Source organism: Enterococcus sp. JM9B (assembly GCF_009933265.1).
Taxonomy (GTDB): domain Bacteria; phylum Bacillota; class Bacilli; order Lactobacillales; family Enterococcaceae; genus Enterococcus_C; species Enterococcus_C songbeiensis.
In genome coordinates, this window is sequence record NZ_MAEK01000038.1 from 39,610 (window position 1) to 58,355 (window position 18,746).

14 protein-coding genes and 1 pseudogene are annotated in these 18,746 nt (G+C 41.7%); 10 read left to right on the top strand and 5 right to left on the bottom strand.

Features of this window, described 5'->3' with window-relative positions; genetic code table 11:
• Positions 1 to 54: 54 nt before the first annotated feature.
• The gene (locus BAU16_RS12335) at positions 55 to 675 is read right to left on the bottom strand and encodes a YesL family protein (RefSeq protein WP_161527183.1); all 621 of its coding nucleotides are present in this window, start codon (positions 673 to 675) and stop codon (positions 55 to 57) included.
• A 15-nt stretch (positions 676 to 690) separates the two neighbouring features.
• Positions 691 to 1,665: an ABC transporter permease gene (locus BAU16_RS12340; protein ID WP_048603848.1), complete on the bottom strand. Its 975-nt coding sequence runs from the start codon at positions 1,663 to 1,665 to the stop codon at positions 691 to 693.
• A 269-nt stretch (positions 1,666 to 1,934) separates the two neighbouring features.
• Between BAU16_RS12340 and BAU16_RS12345 the strand changes: the two genes are divergently transcribed.
• Positions 1,935 to 2,825, top strand: a complete 891-nt coding sequence (locus BAU16_RS12345) for a carbohydrate ABC transporter permease (RefSeq protein WP_048603847.1) — start codon at positions 1,935 to 1,937, stop codon at positions 2,823 to 2,825.
• 48 nt (positions 2,826 to 2,873) lie between these two features.
• Here BAU16_RS12345 and BAU16_RS12350 read toward each other — a convergent pair whose 3' ends face one another.
• A complete protein-coding gene (locus BAU16_RS12350) occupies positions 2,874 to 5,087 on the bottom strand; it encodes a helix-turn-helix domain-containing protein (RefSeq protein ID WP_137605641.1) in 2,214 nt (737 codons plus the stop codon).
• A 185-nt stretch (positions 5,088 to 5,272) separates the two neighbouring features.
• Here BAU16_RS12350 and BAU16_RS12355 point away from each other — a divergent pair, with 185 nt between their 5' ends.
• The 8 genes from BAU16_RS12355 (at position 5,273) to BAU16_RS12390 (ending at position 14,800) form a co-directional block, all read left to right on the top strand.
• The gene (locus BAU16_RS12355) at positions 5,273 to 6,262 is read left to right on the top strand and encodes a LacI family DNA-binding transcriptional regulator (RefSeq protein WP_137605642.1); all 990 of its coding nucleotides are present in this window, start codon (positions 5,273 to 5,275) and stop codon (positions 6,260 to 6,262) included.
• Positions 6,263 to 6,328: 66 nt separating this feature from the next.
• Entirely contained in the window at positions 6,329 to 7,777 is a 1,449-nt protein-coding gene (locus tag BAU16_RS12360; protein WP_137605643.1) for a tagaturonate reductase, read from the top strand.
• Positions 7,750 to 9,270, top strand: a complete 1,521-nt coding sequence (locus BAU16_RS12365) for a UxaA family hydrolase (protein ID WP_137605644.1) — start codon at positions 7,750 to 7,752, stop codon at positions 9,268 to 9,270. The genes BAU16_RS12360 and BAU16_RS12365 overlap by 28 nt, the downstream gene beginning before the upstream one ends.
• Before the next feature lie 82 nt (positions 9,271 to 9,352).
• Positions 9,353 to 10,741: a glucuronate isomerase gene (uxaC, locus tag BAU16_RS12370; RefSeq protein WP_048603842.1), complete on the top strand. Its 1,389-nt coding sequence runs from the start codon at positions 9,353 to 9,355 to the stop codon at positions 10,739 to 10,741.
• A 17-nt stretch (positions 10,742 to 10,758) separates the two neighbouring features.
• Positions 10,759 to 11,472: an alpha/beta hydrolase gene (locus BAU16_RS12375; protein ID WP_137605645.1), complete on the top strand. Its 714-nt coding sequence runs from the start codon at positions 10,759 to 10,761 to the stop codon at positions 11,470 to 11,472.
• Positions 11,473 to 11,505: 33 nt separating this feature from the next.
• The gene (locus BAU16_RS12380) at positions 11,506 to 12,201 is read left to right on the top strand and encodes a rhamnogalacturonan acetylesterase (protein ID WP_137605646.1); all 696 of its coding nucleotides are present in this window, start codon (positions 11,506 to 11,508) and stop codon (positions 12,199 to 12,201) included.
• A complete protein-coding gene (locus BAU16_RS12385) occupies positions 12,188 to 13,027 on the top strand; it encodes a sugar phosphate isomerase/epimerase family protein (RefSeq protein ID WP_137605647.1) in 840 nt (279 codons plus the stop codon). The genes BAU16_RS12380 and BAU16_RS12385 overlap by 14 nt, the downstream gene beginning before the upstream one ends.
• A 12-nt stretch (positions 13,028 to 13,039) precedes the next feature.
• Complete coding sequence (locus tag BAU16_RS12390; protein ID WP_137605648.1) at positions 13,040 to 14,800, top strand: ABC transporter ATP-binding protein; 1,761 nt, start codon at positions 13,040 to 13,042, stop codon at positions 14,798 to 14,800.
• 47 nt (positions 14,801 to 14,847) lie between these two features.
• Here the strand turns inward: BAU16_RS12390 and BAU16_RS12395 are convergent, their stop codons facing one another.
• Positions 14,848 to 16,917 carry a DNA topoisomerase III gene (locus BAU16_RS12395; protein ID WP_137605649.1) on the bottom strand — a complete coding sequence of 690 codons (2,070 nt, stop codon included), beginning with the start codon at positions 16,915 to 16,917 and terminating at the stop codon, positions 14,848 to 14,850.
• Positions 16,850 to 17,227, bottom strand: a complete 378-nt coding sequence (locus BAU16_RS12400) for a DUF1033 family protein (RefSeq protein WP_048603836.1) — start codon at positions 17,225 to 17,227, stop codon at positions 16,850 to 16,852. Before BAU16_RS12400 ends, BAU16_RS12395 begins: the two co-directional genes overlap by 68 nt.
• 206 nt (positions 17,228 to 17,433) lie before the next feature.
• Between BAU16_RS12400 and BAU16_RS12405 the strand changes: the two are divergent.
• Positions 17,434 to 18,728, top strand: a pseudogene (locus BAU16_RS12405) (multidrug efflux MFS transporter).
• Positions 18,729 to 18,746 lie beyond the last annotated feature (18 nt).

Here is an 18,746-nt window from a genome sequence, read left to right on the forward strand (position 1 = left end):
CAACTTCTGATAATTTCACCTTGTTCCCTCCATTAATAAATCTGTGTGCTTTGTTTATATTTCTGTTGGTACTTCCTCTGGTTCCATGAATCCTTCCAAAATCAATTTTCCGGCTATGCCTAAAATAAAGCCTGCTCCACCTACACCAAAAAGAAAAACGACTGCCGGTGCGGTTCTTGCTAAAAGTACATACCCACCAAGAATAACGGTCCAGCTGATGATGGTGTAATGCAAATACCCCAATCCCAACAAAGCTGCTCCCCGCAAAACTTCCCAAATCTTTTTAAAACTTGTCGCTGCCATGACAGTAAAAACATGCGTCAGTGAAAATAAAACCACCACCAGAATCACAACATTTGCCGCCTGCAAGTACCACTGAGTCAATGAAAACAAATTGACCCACAAAATACCGAATACAGCTAAATAGATCCAACTGATTACCACGGATTGACGAAAGCGTTCTTTGTAAAAACGCCAGAAACTTTTTGTTACCGGCAAAGCTTCTTTCAACCGCAACCAGCGGTCATAGTATTTCATCATGGCATAGGTTGCCGGACCAATGCCGAAAAAAAACAATCCCAGTAAAGTAAACACCAGCCACAATAGATTCAAATAGGCAACTTTTAAAATCCCGATTAACACATCGTTCATTTTATTGATTTTTTCGAGGGTCATTTTGTGTCACCTTTCTTAATAAACGCCGTCTTCGCCGACTTTTTTCGCTAATTTATTTGCCATAACTACGAGGAGCAGTCCGACTAAACCTTTAAACAAACCAACTGCTGTGGAATAGCTCAGCTGTCCATTTTGAATACCGGCTGTGTACACATAGGTATCAAAAATTTGTGCTACTTCTCTGTTCATTGAATTCATTAATAGGAACATATGCTCAAATCCAAGCTCCAGCACATCTCCGATTTTTAGAATCAGCAAGGTAACAATTGTTGGTCGGATACAAGGCAATGTGATGTGCCACATTTTCCGTAATTTTCCGGCACCGTCCATTTCAGCTGCTTCATACAATTGTTCATCTACATTTGTGATGGCTGCTAAGTACACGATTGTCCCCCAACCAGCGCCCTTCCACATTTGTTGGAAGATATACATCGGCCGCAACCACGTTTGGCTTGTTAGGAAGGAAATTCGTTCGCCGCCAAGTGCTTCAATTAAGTTGTTGATCACGCCGCCTTCAGTTGTCAGTAACACATAAAAAATCGAAACAACGATTACCCATGACATAAAATGAGGCAAATAGATGATTGTTTGAATGCCTTTTTTCAATTTTTCTTGGCGCAATTCATTCAACATCAATGCCAAAATGATAGGGAAAGGAAAAGAAAATGCGATATTCAAACCAAAGACAGCCAGCGTGTTTTGCATCAGTAAACGGAAAGTGTCTTCCGTGAATAACCGCATAAAATGTTTAACACCGACAAAAGGACTCCCCATGACTCCTAAAAATGGTTGATAATCTTGAAAAGCAATGACAAGTCCGGTCATAGGAATATATTTGAAAATAACAAAATATAACACACCGGGTAGGACCATCGCATACAACCATTTATTGGTTCGTATCTGCGCCCATTTCTTTTTTCGTGCACGAATTTTTTCTTGTTTTTTTGTTTGTTCAATCACAACGGATGTTTCCACAATGATTTCCTCCATTTCTTTCTTTATTGATAGTCCTAGCATACGTTGTGATGGTTCATTACGTATATAATCATCTCATTACAAATGTAACCGCATTCACTCTTTTTCCAAAAGAAACCTTGTTATAACACAGATTTTTCGTGTTTTTTTCTTTCGGCTGAAAACTGACGGTCTTTTCTTCATTTCAGCATCTGTAAAGGTGATTATATACGTCATGAAAGGGGGATGCTAAAGTCAATTTGTAAACGTTTTATTACTTTAAAAAGAATTTGGAGGTTCTTAATATGGAAACAACAATAAAAAAGAAGATTCGCGTTTCAACTAGTGAAAAAATCGTGCAGGGCTTAATTATCGCCTTCCTAGTTATTTTTTCTCTTATGTGTTTACTGCCCTTTTTGAACATCTTGGCTAGTTCTTTCGCAACAGCAGGAGAAATCTCAACTCGTCCTTTCATCCTGATCCCGCGAACCTTTACCTTGGATGCCTATCGCTACATTCTTTCTACACCTACGATTTTTAAAAGTATCGGCGTATCCCTTTTCGTCACAGTGGTGGGGACTTTTGTCAGCATGGTTCTAACTTCATTTATGGCCTATGCACTCTCTCGTAGATACCTGCACGGCAGAAAAATTATCAACTTTATGGTAGTCTTCACGATGCTTTTCAGCGGTGGTATGATTCCGATGTTTATTTTGGTGCAACAATTAGGATTGATTGATTCTCTGTGGTCCTTGATTTTACCGGGAGCAATTAGTGCCTACAACATGATTATCATGCGAAACTTCTTCCAAGGAATTCCAGACAGTTTGGAAGAATCCGCAAAAATGGACGGCTGTACCGACTGGGGCGTGTTCTTCCGAATCATTTTGCCTTTATCTCTGCCATCTATTGCTACTATCTCTTTGTTTTACGCAGTCACTTACTGGAACACCTATCAAGGAGCCATTCTCTACATCACCAGCTCTGACAAATGGCCGATCCAAGTATTGTTGCGACAGATTGTCATCGTCTCTAGCGGAATGAACGCCGATGCTTCCGGCTTTGATGTCGTTCCTCCTGCACAATCCGTAAAAATGGCTGTCATCATGCTGGCTACTTTGCCAATGCTGATCGTTTATCCTTTTGTACAACGCTATTTTGTCAAAGGAGTAATGATCGGTTCCGTCAAAGGATAAATCAATTGAAAAGGTTGTGGTGTCACGCGGGTGACATCACAACCTTTTTTATGCTTTAAACTGTTTGCGATACTCGCCTGGCGTCATACATTCCCGTTTTTTAAAGAAACGGATAAAGTTTTGCGGATTGTTGTATTGGAGTTTCTCGGATAATTCTTTGATGGTGTAATTCGTGTTGATAAGCCAATCCTTAGCAACAGATAGCCGATAATTTTGCAAGTAATCCCCGAAGTTGGACTGCATTTCTTTTTTAAACACACTGCTTAAATAATTGGGATTGTAATGAAGCTGATCGGCAATGATGTCTAAAGATATTTCTTGATCATATTGCTGATGAACGATGTGAACCATTTTTTGCGACAGGGAACGAATCTCCCGGTCTGTCTTATCCTGAATTGTTGACACGATAGGCAAAATCAATGCGTGGTAAATCAATCCTTTGATTTTTTCAGGATTGTCATTATTCAGCACATCTAAGTAAATCCGATGATTATTTTGGAAAACTTCGGCATCTGCGCCTAAAAGCTGTCCTAGTTGAATGATATTGTTTACCAATCGTAACAAGGCCGTCTCAATAGTAATAGGTGTATGATTGGCAGAAAAAATACTGGTAATCACGGTTGAAAATGCCTGATCGATCCCTGTCTGGTCACCGGCCCGCATCGCATCGTTTAGCAGCAATTCTTCGTCCACCGGATATTTCACAACCGAGTTTGCATCCAACTGTGGAGCAATCTCATCATAAAAAATCAATGCCTCTGCTCCCAGATTGATTCGAAAATGCAGTGCCTCCTTCGCATTGTCGACTGCTTGTTTGCTTTCTTCCAATGACGCATAAACCTGTGAAATACCAAAACTGATTTTTATTTTCAGGTAGTCTTTGGCGGCTTTTCGAATCGCCTGACAGTAAGTGATAATCTGACGCTTCCACTGCTCTTCTGAAATTTGTAAAATCGTTGCTTGAGTGTCATTATTCAACACAATGGGCAAAAAGCGCTCGGATGCCGGTAGAATTTCTCCTACGACTTTTTCCAAAGCTAAAAGTAGAATATCTCTTGTGCTTTCTTGTCGTCCACCCAAATCATCGATTTGAATCAGCAACGTGACAAATTCTTTTCCCTCCGAATAACCAAATTGTGCCAAACGTCGAGGAATATCCGCCACCGCCACTTGATTACGAAATAGGTTGAGGATAAATAGAGTTTCCAGCTCGGGTTGTTGGGTCTTGAGTTTGTTGGTCATGCCTTCGTTTTGCACGACAATTTCTTCAATCCCTCCAAGAATCTGATTGATTTCTGCTTTTCGTCCGCCGGGTGTTCGCGGGACTTCCAAACGATCCCGAATTTCCCGCAAAGGTCGAGCTGCTTGGTTAGCTACCAGATAGGAAACAAACACCAGCAAAATGAGAACCACAAAAGTAATTGCAACTAAACCAATCACCAGATTTCTAATTGCGCCTGTCACCTGCTGATGGGTCAGTCGGGAAACATAGACCCACTGGTTGTAATCAGATTTGCTGTACAGGTAAATATCTCCGGCTTCATCACTAAAAGTTCCATTTTTATCCGTTGTCTGATTAAGAATCTGCTGCTGTTTTTTCGACAGACTTTCTTTATTGGCAAATAACTGCTGCCCATCATACGTGTAAATATCAAGCAGCTGTTCCTGTGAGCCTGTCAGTAATTGATTGATGGTCGTTTTAGGAATTGTCACTCGTCCCACCGCAGAACGGCTGGTTTTAAAAATCGGCAAAGAAATAAACATCTGAATACTTTTTTTCTTCGGCTGCCAAAAAAGATAGGAAGAACTGTCCCGCGTCATTTGATCGATTTCATTTTTTTCTTCCTCCGTCAAAAATGCCAGCGAGCCATTGGCGATCCGCCAAGATTGTTCAAGACTGATCAATTCATAGGAGGCGTTTTCAATTCCCATCACACTAATATAGGCAAGCTGAGAAGTGACTTCACGAACATCTGTGTAGCTGCGGTAAGTGAGGGGTTTGGCGATAATTTTTTGAAAATTGCTGGTGGTACTATATGTAGAGAAAGAATATTCAACGGTTTTTACCTTTTGTTCTATGTTGTTTTTGATTTGCTGAAGGTTACTGGCTCGATCTTCAATTAAATTTTCTTGAATTGTCTGGTAGGTTTTCTGGTAGGTGTAAATACTGAAGCTGATGATCATCAACATTCCTACAAGAAAAACCGGGATAAAAATACTATAAAAAAAACCGGAATGATTAAATCTTTGCCTTATTTTCATCGACAGACTCCTTTACTTTTTACTGGGAATTAAATAATCATTTTCTCATCTCATTCATTCTATCATATTGAAACAATATCACAAGGTCTTTTTTATATAATCATTTTAACGTGTGCATCATTGTTGTATTGACATTTTACTCATTTCACTATATGCTATTTTTGTACAGAGAGGAGCGTCACAAAATGGTTACTATCAAAGATATCGCAAAAATTGCCGGCGTTTCTCACACGACCGTTTCACGAGCATTAAATAACAGTTCGTTGATTCGTCCCGAAACGAAAGAAAAAATACATAAAATCGCAGAGGAATTAAATTATGTGCCCAACGTCAATGCAAAAAGTTTGGTGACGCAGCGTTCCTTTATGATTGGGCTGTTTTTTTCCTCTCTGGAACATGGAACCAGTGATAGTTTTTTAGTAGAAGTTATTAAAGGCATCAATTCCGTTTTGCCGGATCAATACAATCTTTCCGTCAAAGGGATCGATACCCTTAAAAATTTTGATTTTCTTTCACTGCAACGTTTTGACGGGGTCATCGTTATGAGCCAAACTGATCAAGATGATCAATTTATTACGGCACTGCAAACAGCCGCAATTCCGTTTGTCATTTTGAACCGTCAGGCAGACCCGAAAGATTTTGTTAGTGTCACCAGCAACGATCGCCAAGGAGTCCTCCAAGGAATGGAGTATGCCATTGCTCGAGGAATTCGTGAAATTGGTTTTATCGAAGGCAAAAAAGGCTTTCGTTCCACCATTGAACGAAAAAAAGGCTATCTTGATAGTTTAGCGGCACACATGATTCCGTTTCGTCCAGAATGGGTTGCAGTCGGTGATTACAGTATCGAAAGCGGACGCATCGCCTGCGAAAAGCTGCTGCAGCTTTCTCAAGTACCAAAATTAATTTTTTGCTCCAATGATGATATGGCCATCGGGGCTCTAAAAGCTTGCCATGCCCATGGATTACATGTACCGGAGGATATTTCCTTGATGGGATTTGATGGGATTCCTTTTACCCACTACACCTCTCCGGCACTGACAACCATTCGCAAACCAGTGATGAAAATCAGTCAGGCGGGCACTCAAGCGTTGTTGCATTTGATCCAAAAAGAAGTCGTTCAAGAAAAACAAATTTTGATTGACACCTCATTAGAAATACGTGATTCCGTTATTTAGCCCCTTCGAACTTGGAAGGGGAAAAAATATAAATTTGATGTTAACGTGTGCAGACAGGAGGAACTTATGAAACAATTAAACAAGCAGTATCAAGAATTTACTTTTTATCCAGAAAAGGTCATTCAATTTGGTGAAGGCAACTTTATGCGGGGCTTTTTTGATTGGCAATTGCAGCAAATGAACAAAGCCGGACACTTCAACGGGAGTGCCGTTGTGGTTCAGCCTATCAATCAGGGATTAGGTACTCTGCTGGAAAAACAAGACAATTTGTATACGGTCATTTTGGAAGGGCTTTTAGAAGGAGAAATTGTTAATACATCTGAGATTATTACCACCGTTAATCGGGTCATCAATCCTTACCAAGAATGGCAAGCTTATTTAGATCTTGCGGAAAATGATGCATTGGAATTTATCGTTTCTAATACAACTGAAGCGGGAATTGCTTTTGACGAAACCGATCAGTTGACGGATCAGCCGCCAAAAAGTTTCCCGGCAAAATTAACTGCCCTGCTTTTCCGCCGCTACCAGTTAGGAAAAAAAGGGTTTACGATTATTCCTTGCGAGTTGATCAACCGTAACGGAGAAAAATTACGACAAATCATTCAACAATATATCGCTTTGTGGGAGTTGGAAAAAGATTTTTCTGAATGGTTGGAAAATGAAAATACTTTTTGCTGCAGCTTAGTGGATCGAATCGTTCCCGGTTATCCTCGTGATCGAGCGGCAGAATTAAATGCACAGCATGGCTACGAAGACCAGCTGATGGTCAAAGCAGAACCCTTTTTGTTATGGGTAATCGAAGGTCCTGCCTCCTTAAAGGAATCCCTGCCATTAGCTAAGGCGGGCTTAAATGTTGTCGTTACGGAAGACATGACGCCTTATCGGGAAAGAAAAGTCCATTTGCTGAACGGTCCTCACACTGCAATGGTGCCTCTTGGGTTATTGGCAGGTTTGGAAACCGTTGAAGAAGTGATGCAGGATGCTGATTTCTCCGTTTTTATCGATCAGCTTTTTGACACACAACTGATTCCAATGTTGGATTTACCTAAAGAAGAATTGGAAGTTTATGCAGCACAAATCAAAGAACGCTTTAAAAATCCTTTTGTCCGTCATGAACTGACTTCAATTGCGTTAAACAGCGTTTCAAAATTTACTGCACGACTGTTGCCAATCCTGCTTCGTTACCAAAAACAAACACAAACCTTGCCAACTGGAATCGTGGCGGCTTTAAGCGCCCTGTTCGTTTGCTACCGAGGAGATGGTCCAAAGCCTCAAGACGATGCCCATGTTTTAGCATTGTTTAAACAGGCCTTTAGTGAAGCCTCCGATCCAGTCGAATTTTTATTGCAGCAATCTGATTTATGGCAGCAGGATTTAAGCCAAGTTCCTGCATTGTCTGAAACGATTCGTCAAATGATGACCGTCATTGATACTTCCGGCAGTCGAGTTTTAGTTCAGGAATTAAATAAAAATGTAGGAGAAAACGTATGGAAACAACCTCAGTTTCAACATTAACCCAAAAAGCCGATCTGCTAAAACTGCATGATCGGGACAATGTGGCCGTTGCTTTACATCCCATCGAAAAAGGCAGCGAAATGACCATCAATCAACAGACTCTCATTGCCAACCAAGATATCCCTCAAGGGCATAAAATCGCACTAAATGTCATCCAGCCCAATGAAAATATCGTAAAGTACGGCTACCCAATCGGGCACGCCACGGAATTAATCCAACAAGGCGATTGGTTGCATACTCACAATGTTAAAACCAATCTTTCCGGTGAGCTGGACTATTACTATGAACCAGATTTGCATCCAACTACCTATCCCAAAAAAAATTTAACCTTTAAAGGGTATCGGCGGGCAAATGGAAAAGTTGGTATTCGTAATGATTTGCTGATTGTTCCCACTGTTGGCTGTATCAATGGCATGGCAGAATTGATTTTGCAGGAATTCAAACGGCGGCATTCGGATTTTGGTCCATTTGATAATCTGACAATTTTAAAACACCCCTATGGCTGTTCCCAACTTGGACAGGACCATCAAAATACCCGGACTGTTTTGATTGATGCCGTGAAGCACCCTAACGCCGGCGCTGTTTTAGTGTTTGGTTTGGGCTGTGAAAACAATACGATTCCTGAATTTAAGAAAAAATTAGGCGCTTTTGATCCTGCCCGTGTAAAATTTTTAGTCGCCCAAGAAGTCGAAGATGAAATTGAAGCCGGTGTGGTGTTATTAGAAGAATTATTACTGGCTTGCAGTGACGATCACCGAGAAGAAATTTCTTTAAGTGAATTGAATGTCGGCTTAAAATGCGGCGGTTCTGACGGCTTCTCTGGAATCACCGCCAATCCGTTGCTGGGAGCTTTTTCTGATTTTCTAGTGACACAAGGCGGCAGTACCGTCTTGACGGAAGTACCGGAAATGTTTGGTGCTGAGCAAGTCTTAATGGCTCGAGCAGAAAACCAAGAAGTTTTTGATCAGATTGTTCATTTGATTAACGACTTTAAGAGCTATTTTCTTTCTTATGGCGAACCTGTTTACGAAAATCCGTCACCAGGAAACAAAGCTGGGGGAATCACGACATTGGAAGATAAATCGCTGGGCTGTACGCAAAAATCCGGTACTTCCGCTGTTGTGGATGTTCTGCATTATGGCGACAAAATTAAAAAAAGCGGCTTAAGTTTATTGGAAGGTCCCGGCAATGATTTGGTTGCGGCTTCCGCTTTGGCTTCTGCCGACTGTCATCTTGTTTTGTTTACCACGGGTCGGGGCACTCCTTTTGGTGCCTATGTCCCAACGATGAAAATCGCCACCAACACCGATATTTATCAACGTAAAACCCATTGGATGGACTTCAATGCTGGTCAGCTTTTGGAAAAACCGATGACTGAAGTTTTAGATGACTTTATCGCAAAAATCATTGCGGTAGCCAGTGGCGAAACTACCCGAAACGAAGAGAATGATGTCCGGGAAGTCGCAATTTTCAAAAACGGCGTTACCTTATAATCACCAACTGGCTTCCCCCAGTCCTACATTTTCACAGACAAAAAAATAGTCCGACTATTTTTATCAGAAAGAAGGAAAAAACATGTTTTTAGCAGATGATTTTTTATTAAGTACCGATTGGGCAAAGAAATTGTTTCACGATCACGCAAAAAAAATGCCGATCATTGATTACCATTGCCATTTAGAACCAAAAGAAATTTATGAAAACCAAAATTTCAAAAATCTGACAGAAGCCTGGCTTGGTGGCGATCACTACAAATGGCGGCTCATGCGGGCTTGCGGCGTCAGCGAACACTTAATCACCGGTAACGCCACCGATTACGAAAAATTCATGGCGTGGTGTCAAACCGTGCCAAAAATTATCGGCAATCCTCTGTACAGTTGGACCCACTTGGAGCTGAAACGCTTTTTTGGAATCGATTTGCTGGTCAATGAAAAAAATGCCCCGGAAATTTGGGAAAAGGCCAATGAACAACTGGCATCCCCTGCCTTTCGACGTCGCAACATCATCGCCAACAGTCAGGTAAAAATCGTTTGTACCACAGATGATCCCGTTGACGATCTAGTTTTTCATAAAAAGCTGGCTGAAGAAGAAAATCGTTTCACGGTTTTACCGACCTTCCGACCAGATAAAGCCTTAAATATCACCAAACCAGATTTTGCTGAGTATATTCAACGATTAGCCGATGTTTGTGCTGCCGAAATCACAACCTTTAGTGAACTAATCACTTGCTTAATTAAACGAATCGATTATTTTCACGAATTTGGCTGTCGGTTGTCGGATCATGCGTTGGACGTGCTGACTTATCAGCAGGCAGATGAAGACACGTTGACAAAAATTTTGCAAAAAGCTTTGAGACACAAACAATTAACGCCGGAAGAAGAAGCTTGTTATCGGACAGAAACGCTGGTTCGTCTATTCCAAGCCTACCATCAACATGGTTGGACCATGCAACTACATATTCATGCGTACCGTAATTGCAATACAGCGATGCTTGCCCAATTAGGGCCGGATACCGGTTATGATGGCATCAACGATCTTTCCCTAACCATTCCGTTGCAAAAATTATTGGACCGTGCGGAACAGACAGATCAATTGCCACAAACGATTTTGTATTCCTTAAATCCAAATGATTACCCTGTACTGGTGGCATTAATGGGCTGCTTCCAAAAAGAAACTGCCGGCAAACTGCAGCTGGGCTCCGGCTGGTGGTACAATGACACCAGAGCTGGTATGCGGGACCAATTGACCCAATTTGCTGATGGCAGTGCGCTACAAAACTTTGTAGGTATGCTGACAGACTCCCGTAGTTTTCTTTCCTATACCCGTCATGAATATTTCCGTCGGGTCCTTTGTGAATTTATCGGTGAAATCGTCACTCGTGGTGAAGCACCGGAAGATGAAGAACTTTTAGGAAACTTAGTGGAAGCCATCAGTTACCACAACGCTGCCAACTACTTTCATTTTTAATCGAAGAAGGCGAAGCAATGAAATTGTTTATTGACCACTTAGAAAAAGACCCAAGCTTTCAAAAGCCCAAAGAAACCAGTTTGCATTTGTGCTACCACGACGAAGAAAAACGCAACTGTCTGTTGATTTTCCCCGGTGGTGGTTACGAGCATCTTGCAATCAAAAAAGAAGGCACCACCATTAGTAAATGGGGACAAACGCAGGAATGGCATACCGCAATCTTGACCTATCAGCTTGATCCTTTCATTCCCAGCCACGTAGTAGAGGAAGTGGCTGATGTGATGGCACAATTACGTACTGATCCAAAAATCGACAAGATTGTCGCCGTTGGCTTTTCTGCCGGCGGCCATCTTGCTGGTCTCATAGGAATGATTGGAGAGAAAAAACCTGATGGACTGCTTTTGGCCTATCCGGTTACCTTTGTCAACGGCTCTTTTGCCCACGAAGGAAGTGCCCGGCAATTTTATGGTGATCCTCTGATGAAAAAAGATTACTCCTTGAATCAGTTAGTTACCTCAAAGACGCCCCCTTGCTTTATTTGGCACACGGTCACCGACCAAGCCGTTCCAGTAGAAAACAGTTTGTCTCTTGCCACTGCGTTAAGCAACCACAACATTTCTTACGAGCTGCATTTATTTCCAACCGGTCCCCATGGATTAGGGATGGATGATCCTACCCACCCTTCCTATCAATGGGTACATCTAGCCGAAACATGGCTGCGACAATTCTAGTCTTTTCTTAAAACATTTTCTAGGGAGGAACCCATGACTCAAATTTTTATTGCTGGTGATTCCACCGCAGCACAAAAAATCCCCGAAAAGCGACCGGAAACCGGTTGGGGAGAAAAACTGGGCGATTTTTTCACCTCTGAAATAACTATCAAAAACCATGCCCAAAACGGACGGAGTACCAAATCATTTCTTGCTGAAGGACGCTTGAAAACCATTGAAAAAGAAATTCAGACAGGTGACTATCTCTTGATTCAATTTGGACATAATGATCAAAAAGAGGATCCCACTCGAGGAACGAACCCTTTCGATACGTATCAGAAAAATTTACAGCTTTTTGCCGATGTTACCCGAAAAAAACGGGCAACACCGATTTTTTTGACTTCGATTACCCGCCGAATGTATCTGCCAAATGGCACACTTGATCCACTGACACTTGGTGATTACCCGGAAGCCATGAAACAACTAGCGCTGGAACAAAGAATTTTATTGTTGGATCTTTTTACTAAATCTCAAGAAAGTCTCCGGCAAAAAAAACAAGATGAAACAAAGAAACTTTATCTTCACGGTACACCTGGTGAATTTTCGACTTATCCAGAAGGTGTTCAGGACAATACCCATTTAAACGAAGCCGGAGCAGAATGGATTGCTCAGTTGGTGGTCGATGAGTTACAAAAAACGGATTGTCCCTTAAAAGAAAGTCTAAAAAGGAGAAGCCATGTCTACATTTAATCTGGGGATTCGTGCCCATGATCTTGTTGCATCAACCCCTGCGGAACTGGTCACTAAATTAAAAACGTATCAACTAAAAAATATCCACTTTGCCCCAAAGAAATCCTTTCCCAATTTAGTGCCTGATTTATCCAAACTTACCGAAGAAACTGCCCGCTTTTTAGGAGATACCTTTGCACAAGAAGAAGTCAAACTTTCCGTTTTAGGCTGTTACGTCAATATTTCTTCCCGTGATAAAAAAATTCGGCAACAGGCAGTTGACCAATTCAAGCACCACCTGCAATTGGCAGCAGCCTTTCATGCACCTTTGGTTGGGACAGAAACCGGTAGTGTCACACAAGGCTATACTGTAGAAAATTTTACCGAAGAAGCCTACGTTGCTGCTCGAGAATCTGTGATTGAAATGGTCAAAACGGCAGAAAATCTCCAAGTGATGGTGGGAATCGAAGCCGGACTAAACCATCCATTATACACCAGTCAATTAGCAAAACGCTTAGTGGAGGAAGTGCAATCTCCCAACCTGCGAATCATTTTCGATCCGGCTAATTTGATGCGTCCAGATAATTACTTGCAACAGGAACGGGTGATTGCCGAGGCATTGGAAGATTTACAGGATGTCATCGAAGTTGTCCACTTAAAAGATTTTCAAGCCATAGACAATAAAATCAAGATTGTACCAGTGGGAACCGGGCGCATGGATTATACAGAAGTCCTGCGGTTTTTAAAACATCAGCGTCCTGCTATGTTTGCCAGTTTGGAAGCAACCACAGAAGATCATCTCCCCTATGCGCTGGAAATACTGCGACGACACTATGATGTTTTATAAGAGGGCTTTCGTCTGATGAATCCTGTTCAAAAAAGTTTCGAAAATAATACTGCTGATCCTTTTAAAACACTCCTTTACCTTTATAAAGGAAACTATCCTAAATTAGCGCTGTCCGGCGGATTGTTTCTAATCAAACACATTCCAGCTTGGGTGATGCCTCTTGCCATCGCCAATGTAATCAATGCCGCAATTGCTCCAGACGGCAAGTTGCAAACCATCTACATCAATGCCTTGGTAATGCTTTTTTTAGTCGGGCAAAATATTTTTTCGAATTATTTTCATATCAAATTTCAAAGCCTCTCCATTCGGCAAGTGGAGGCAAATTTGCGGGCAGCCTTGATCGAAAAATTGCAGGAATTGTCGATTATTTACCAAAAGGAGCTCCAATCCGGTCAGCTGCAGTCAAAAATCATGCGGGATGTCGAAGCGGTCCAAACCCTCTCCTCCCAAATTTTTTCCAGTAGTCTGAATATCTTGATCAATTTAGTGGTGGCATTGGCGATTACTTTGTACAAAAGCCCCATCGTTTTTCTCTTCTTTTTATTGACCGTACCGATTGCAGCATTAATTATTGTTTTTTTTCGTAAGCGAATTAAAAAACAAAATAGTGACTTTCGACAGGAAATGGAACACACCTCTGCTAAAGTAGTCGAAGCCATCGAATTAGCGCCAATCGTGCGGGCACACGCCTTAGAGACTACTGAAATGCAACGCTTGGGAAATCATTTTCAAGCAATTTATCAAAAAGGATTCTCTCTGGATATTTTGCAATCGACATTTGGTTCTGTCAGTTGGGCAAGTTTTCAGGCCTTCCAACTGCTCTGTTTGGTTTTTACCGGCTCAATGGCGCTGCAAGGCAGAATTCCGGCAGGAGATGTCGTATTGTATCAAACCTATTTCACAACAGTCGTCAATTCCGTCTCCAGCTTGATTACTTTGATTCCCACCATTTCAAAGGGAATGGAATCGGTTCGTTCAATTGGGGAAATTTTGACTTCAGGTGAAATCGAAACTTACCGCGGCAAACAAAAAGTTGCGAGGGTTTCTGGTGCCTTTACCTTTCAGCAAGTCGGTTATTCCTATCCGCTTTCCCCTCAGCCAGTTTTAGAACAGTTGAGCTTTACCGTAAAGGCGGGTGAGACGATTGCCTTAGTCGGTGAATCTGGTTCCGGAAAATCAACGATTTTAAGTTTATTGATTGGTTTTATTCAACCTTCCGAAGGGCGATTACTTTTAGATGGACAGGAAATGAACAAATTAGACCTGCGTTCTTATCGGCGCTTCATTGCCGTCGTTTTGCAAAATACGATTTTATTTTCAGGAACCATCCAAGAAAATCTGACCTACGGGTTAAAAAATATCTCCCCAAAACAAATTGAAACCGCCTTAAAAACTGCAAATTTATGGGAAGTAGTTTTACAACTCCCCCATGGCTTGCATACACAGATTGGGGAGCACGGTGACAAACTTTCTGGTGGACAGCGGCAACGTTTGGCAATTGCCCGCGCATTGCTTCGTTCTCCTCAAATTATTTTCATGGACGAAGCAACTTCTGCTTTGGACAATCTTTCGGAAAAGAAAATCCAAACAGCCTTAAACAAATTAACTAAAGGTAAAACGACGTTTATTGCTGCCCATCGCCTGTCAACGATTCGTGACGCCGACAAAATTGCAGTCATCAAAAACGGTAGCTGTCATGAATTTGGCACCTTTGAAGAATTAATGGCACAAAAAGGACTGTTTTATCAGCAATTTCAATCTCAAATTAACTAAAAAAGCAGTTGTTCCCATCAATCGGTAGGAACAACTGCTTTTTTAGTCTATTTCTTCTCCATAGCGGCTTTTAAAGCAGCGGCTAAAGGACTTTCTTCCGGCTCTGCCTGTTGGTTGATTTTTTTCAATAGGCGACGTTCTTCTTGCTTGCTGACTTTTTTGTTGCGCTCTTTTTTATCAGGAATTTTTTCCGTGATAGAGCAGAATTTGCATTTAAAGAAAGAACCGTTTTTCCCCTCAATGATTTCCATTTTTTTATGGCATTGCGGGCAACGATGATTGGATAGCTTAGGCTCTTTGCGGCGGCGATAGCTGCATTCACTATTGGAACACACATAAATCTTGCCGTCTCGGGTATTTTTTTCTTTCAAAAAGGAACCACATTCCGGACATTTCTTTTGAGTCAAAGAAAAATCCTGGTAGGTGCTGTCACTTTGTTTGATTTCTTTCACTAATTGTTGGGTATCTTTTTCAATTTGCTGCAAAAATTTCTGACTGGAATAACTGCCTTTGGCGATCAATTCCAGTTCCTTTTCCCATTTTGCCGTCAATTCCGGCGTGACCAGAGAAGGATTGACTAAAGATAGGAGTTGTTTGCCTTTTGGCGAGACTGTCAGATTGCTGTTGTTTCGTTCCATCAATTCCGATTTGATTAATTTTTCAATGATTTCCGCCCGTGTAGCCGGCGTGCCAAGATTGAATTTTTCCATTTTTGCTAAAAGCGTACCTTCATTCAATGGTTTTGGCGGTGAAGTCAATTCTTTTTTGATGGCAAAATTCGGTTTGATTCGCTGCCCTTCCTGCCAATCCACCGAGTGTTCTTTGACGGTTTCTATCTTCCATCCGGCTTCGATCACAGTGTTATTGGTAAAAAGAAAGTTTTCTTTTCCAAAAGATACCGTTACTTTTTGTTGTTTCCGTTTATGATTTGCCGCAAACAGCATCAAAAAGCGCTGTACAATCATCGTGTAGATACGTTGTTCATCGGTTGATAATTTTTCATAGCGGGGGCGCTGCTCGGTAGGCAACAACGCATGGTGATCTGAAACTTTGCTGTTGTTGAACACTTTTTGCTGAACGACCCGTGGATTTTTAAGGTATTGTTTGACTTCCGGCGCAAAATCACTAACCGCCTGCAAACGTTCCTGCATCGTATCTTTCATGTCTTCTGTCAAATACTTGCTGTCTGTTCGTGGATAGGTCACGATTTTATGGATTTCATACAAACTTTGGACCAGTGACAAGGTTTTTTTCGCAGAATAGCCGTAACGAGAATTAGCTTCTCGTTGAATCTCTGTCAAGTCATACGGCAATGGTGCAGCTTCCGTTTTGACTTTCTCTTCCACCGTTTCTACATGACCATTTTGTTGACTCATTTGATTTCCCAATTGTTGTGCAGTTTCCCGTTCTTTTAATTGGTAGGGATTTTTTTGCACCATGCGCGCCGTTTCATCCCCTACCGCTAATTCGATAACATAATAGGTTTGTGGACGAAAGGATTCGATTTGTTTTTCTTGCTCCCGCACCAATGCCAAGGTCGGTGTCTGCACCCGACCGGCACTTAAATTGTCTTGATATTTCACTGTCAACGCCCGCGTCACATTCAAGCCTACGAGCCAATCTGCCTTGGCACGGGCAATTGCTGACTGGTACAATGTATCGTAGTTTTTTGCCGGAGCAAGCTTGCGAAAGCCTTCCTTGATGGCTTTGTCGGTTTGCGAAGAAATCCATAACCGCTTGACCGGTTTATCAAAACGCACCCACTCTAAAATCCAACGAGCAACCAATTCCCCTTCCCGTCCAGCATCGGTGGCGATTACAGCTTCACTAACATCTTTTCGCTGTGCCAATTGTTTGATGGCTTTTAACTGATGCCCGGTTTTTGGTAATGGTTTGATACCCAACTGTTTAGGAATCATCGGCAATGTTTCCATTTGCCAAGTTTGCCAGTCTTTGTTTAAATCTTCCGGCATTTTTAAACCTAATAAATGACCAAGGGCCCAAGTCACAATAACATTGGGTCCCTCATAATAGTTTTTGTATTTTTGATTAGCGCCCAATACCTTGCTTAGGTCTTTGGCAACGCTTGGCTTTTCCGCTAGAATTAATTGTTTCATAAAATTCCTTTCCGCTTTCCTTTGCTACTGGTTGATAATCCTTTAAAAGAGCCAAGCCGGTATACTGTTGCAAATAATCATCGCATTCTTCACACCAGCGTTCGTCTCCTTCATTCCAAAAAGCAAAGAGATAATTTTGTTTGCCATTTACTTGGCTGAATTGATCCTTTTGGAGATACCATTCATGCTCAAAAAAAGCCTGGGCTTCTTCAAAGGTCGCAAAAGATGCTTCTCTGACAATATCCTTGCGCCAATCCTCGAAAAACCACCATGGTTCATTGTCTCCATACATCATGATTACTTGATACATTTCATCGCTCCCCGTTTGTTTTACGAGTTCATCTTACTCACTAACATTTCTATAAGCAAGAAATGTGCCTTACTTACAAAAATTCCTTGCGATTCTCTTAATTTTTTCCTACAAAGAATAGTTTACCATAATTTTGAGACTTGCCGGAAAGAAAATTCTGATTTATGCTATAAAGGCAGAAATTTAAGAAAGAAGGCTTTTTTTTGATCAACAAAATTAAATACCAGTTGTATCGTCCGCGGGCTGTTTGGGAAAAAAATCTGCAGGTTTTGTGGTTTGGTACATTTATGGCAGGAATCGGCTTTAGTCTTGTCATGCCCTTCATGTCGCTGTACATAGATACTTTAGGTCATTTTTCCAATCAGGAATTAAATTTTTGGAGCGGCATCACTTTTTCTTCCACGTTTTTAGTCACCACAATCATCTCTCCTTGGTGGGGCAAATTAGCCGATCAAAAAGGACGTAAGTTGATGCTGCTACGGGCATCTTTAGGAATGGCTGTGGTAATCGGTTTAATGGGCTTTGTTACTTCAGTATATCAATTGGTTGCGTTGCGTTTTTTGCAAGGAATTTTTCTGGCTACATCAGCAATGCCACTGCTTTGGTTGCCACCGGGACACCACGAGAAAAAAGCGGGCAAGTGCTGGGAACGTTGGCAACCGGCTCCGTTACTGGAACATTGCTGGGTCCTCTTTTAGGAGGAATCACTGCTTCGGCATTCGGGTATCGTCCAACTTTTTTCATCACATCGAGCATTTTATTCATTGTTTTTCTGCTCAGTTTGTTTATGGTTCATGAAGAATTTACCCCGGTAGAAAAAAAGGACATGCAACCGGCAAAAGCAATTTTAAAAAATCTCAAGTACCCCCATGTCATTATCGGTATGTTTATCACTACAATGATTATTCAAGCTTCAAATAATTCCATCAGTCCGATTATCAGTTTATACATTCGACAATTACTCCACGGACACGGAAACGTCACCTTAATCAGCGGAGTGATCGCATCAATTCCCGGTATTGCTACGTTGATTGCGGCTCCACGCTTCGGGCGATTAGGAGATCGAATCGGCAGTGAGCGTATCTTGGCAATCGGATTATTGATGGCGATGGTGGTCTATCTGCCAATGGCGATTGTTACGAACGTTTGGCAATTGGCGGGGTTGCGCTTTTTGATTGGCATTTCTGATGCCTGCTTGCTGCCGGCCGTCCAGTCCTTAATTACTAAATATTCTCCTCACCAAGCTGCCGGTCGAATTTTCAGCTACAATCAATCCTTTCAAGCTACCGGAAATGTCGTTGGTCCCCTGATTGGTTCCTCCGTTTCCAGTATGCTGGGCTATCGTGGGGTTTTCGTTTCCACTTCCTTATTGGTGTTAGCCAACTTTTTATTGGTTCGACACAATACTGCGGAAATCAAAAAAGAGACTGGTGCTGTTTCATCTACCGAAGCAGAAGACGATTTATCAGAAGACAAAAGAGAAATGATTGAGCATCACTAAAAAAAACGTTCCAGAATT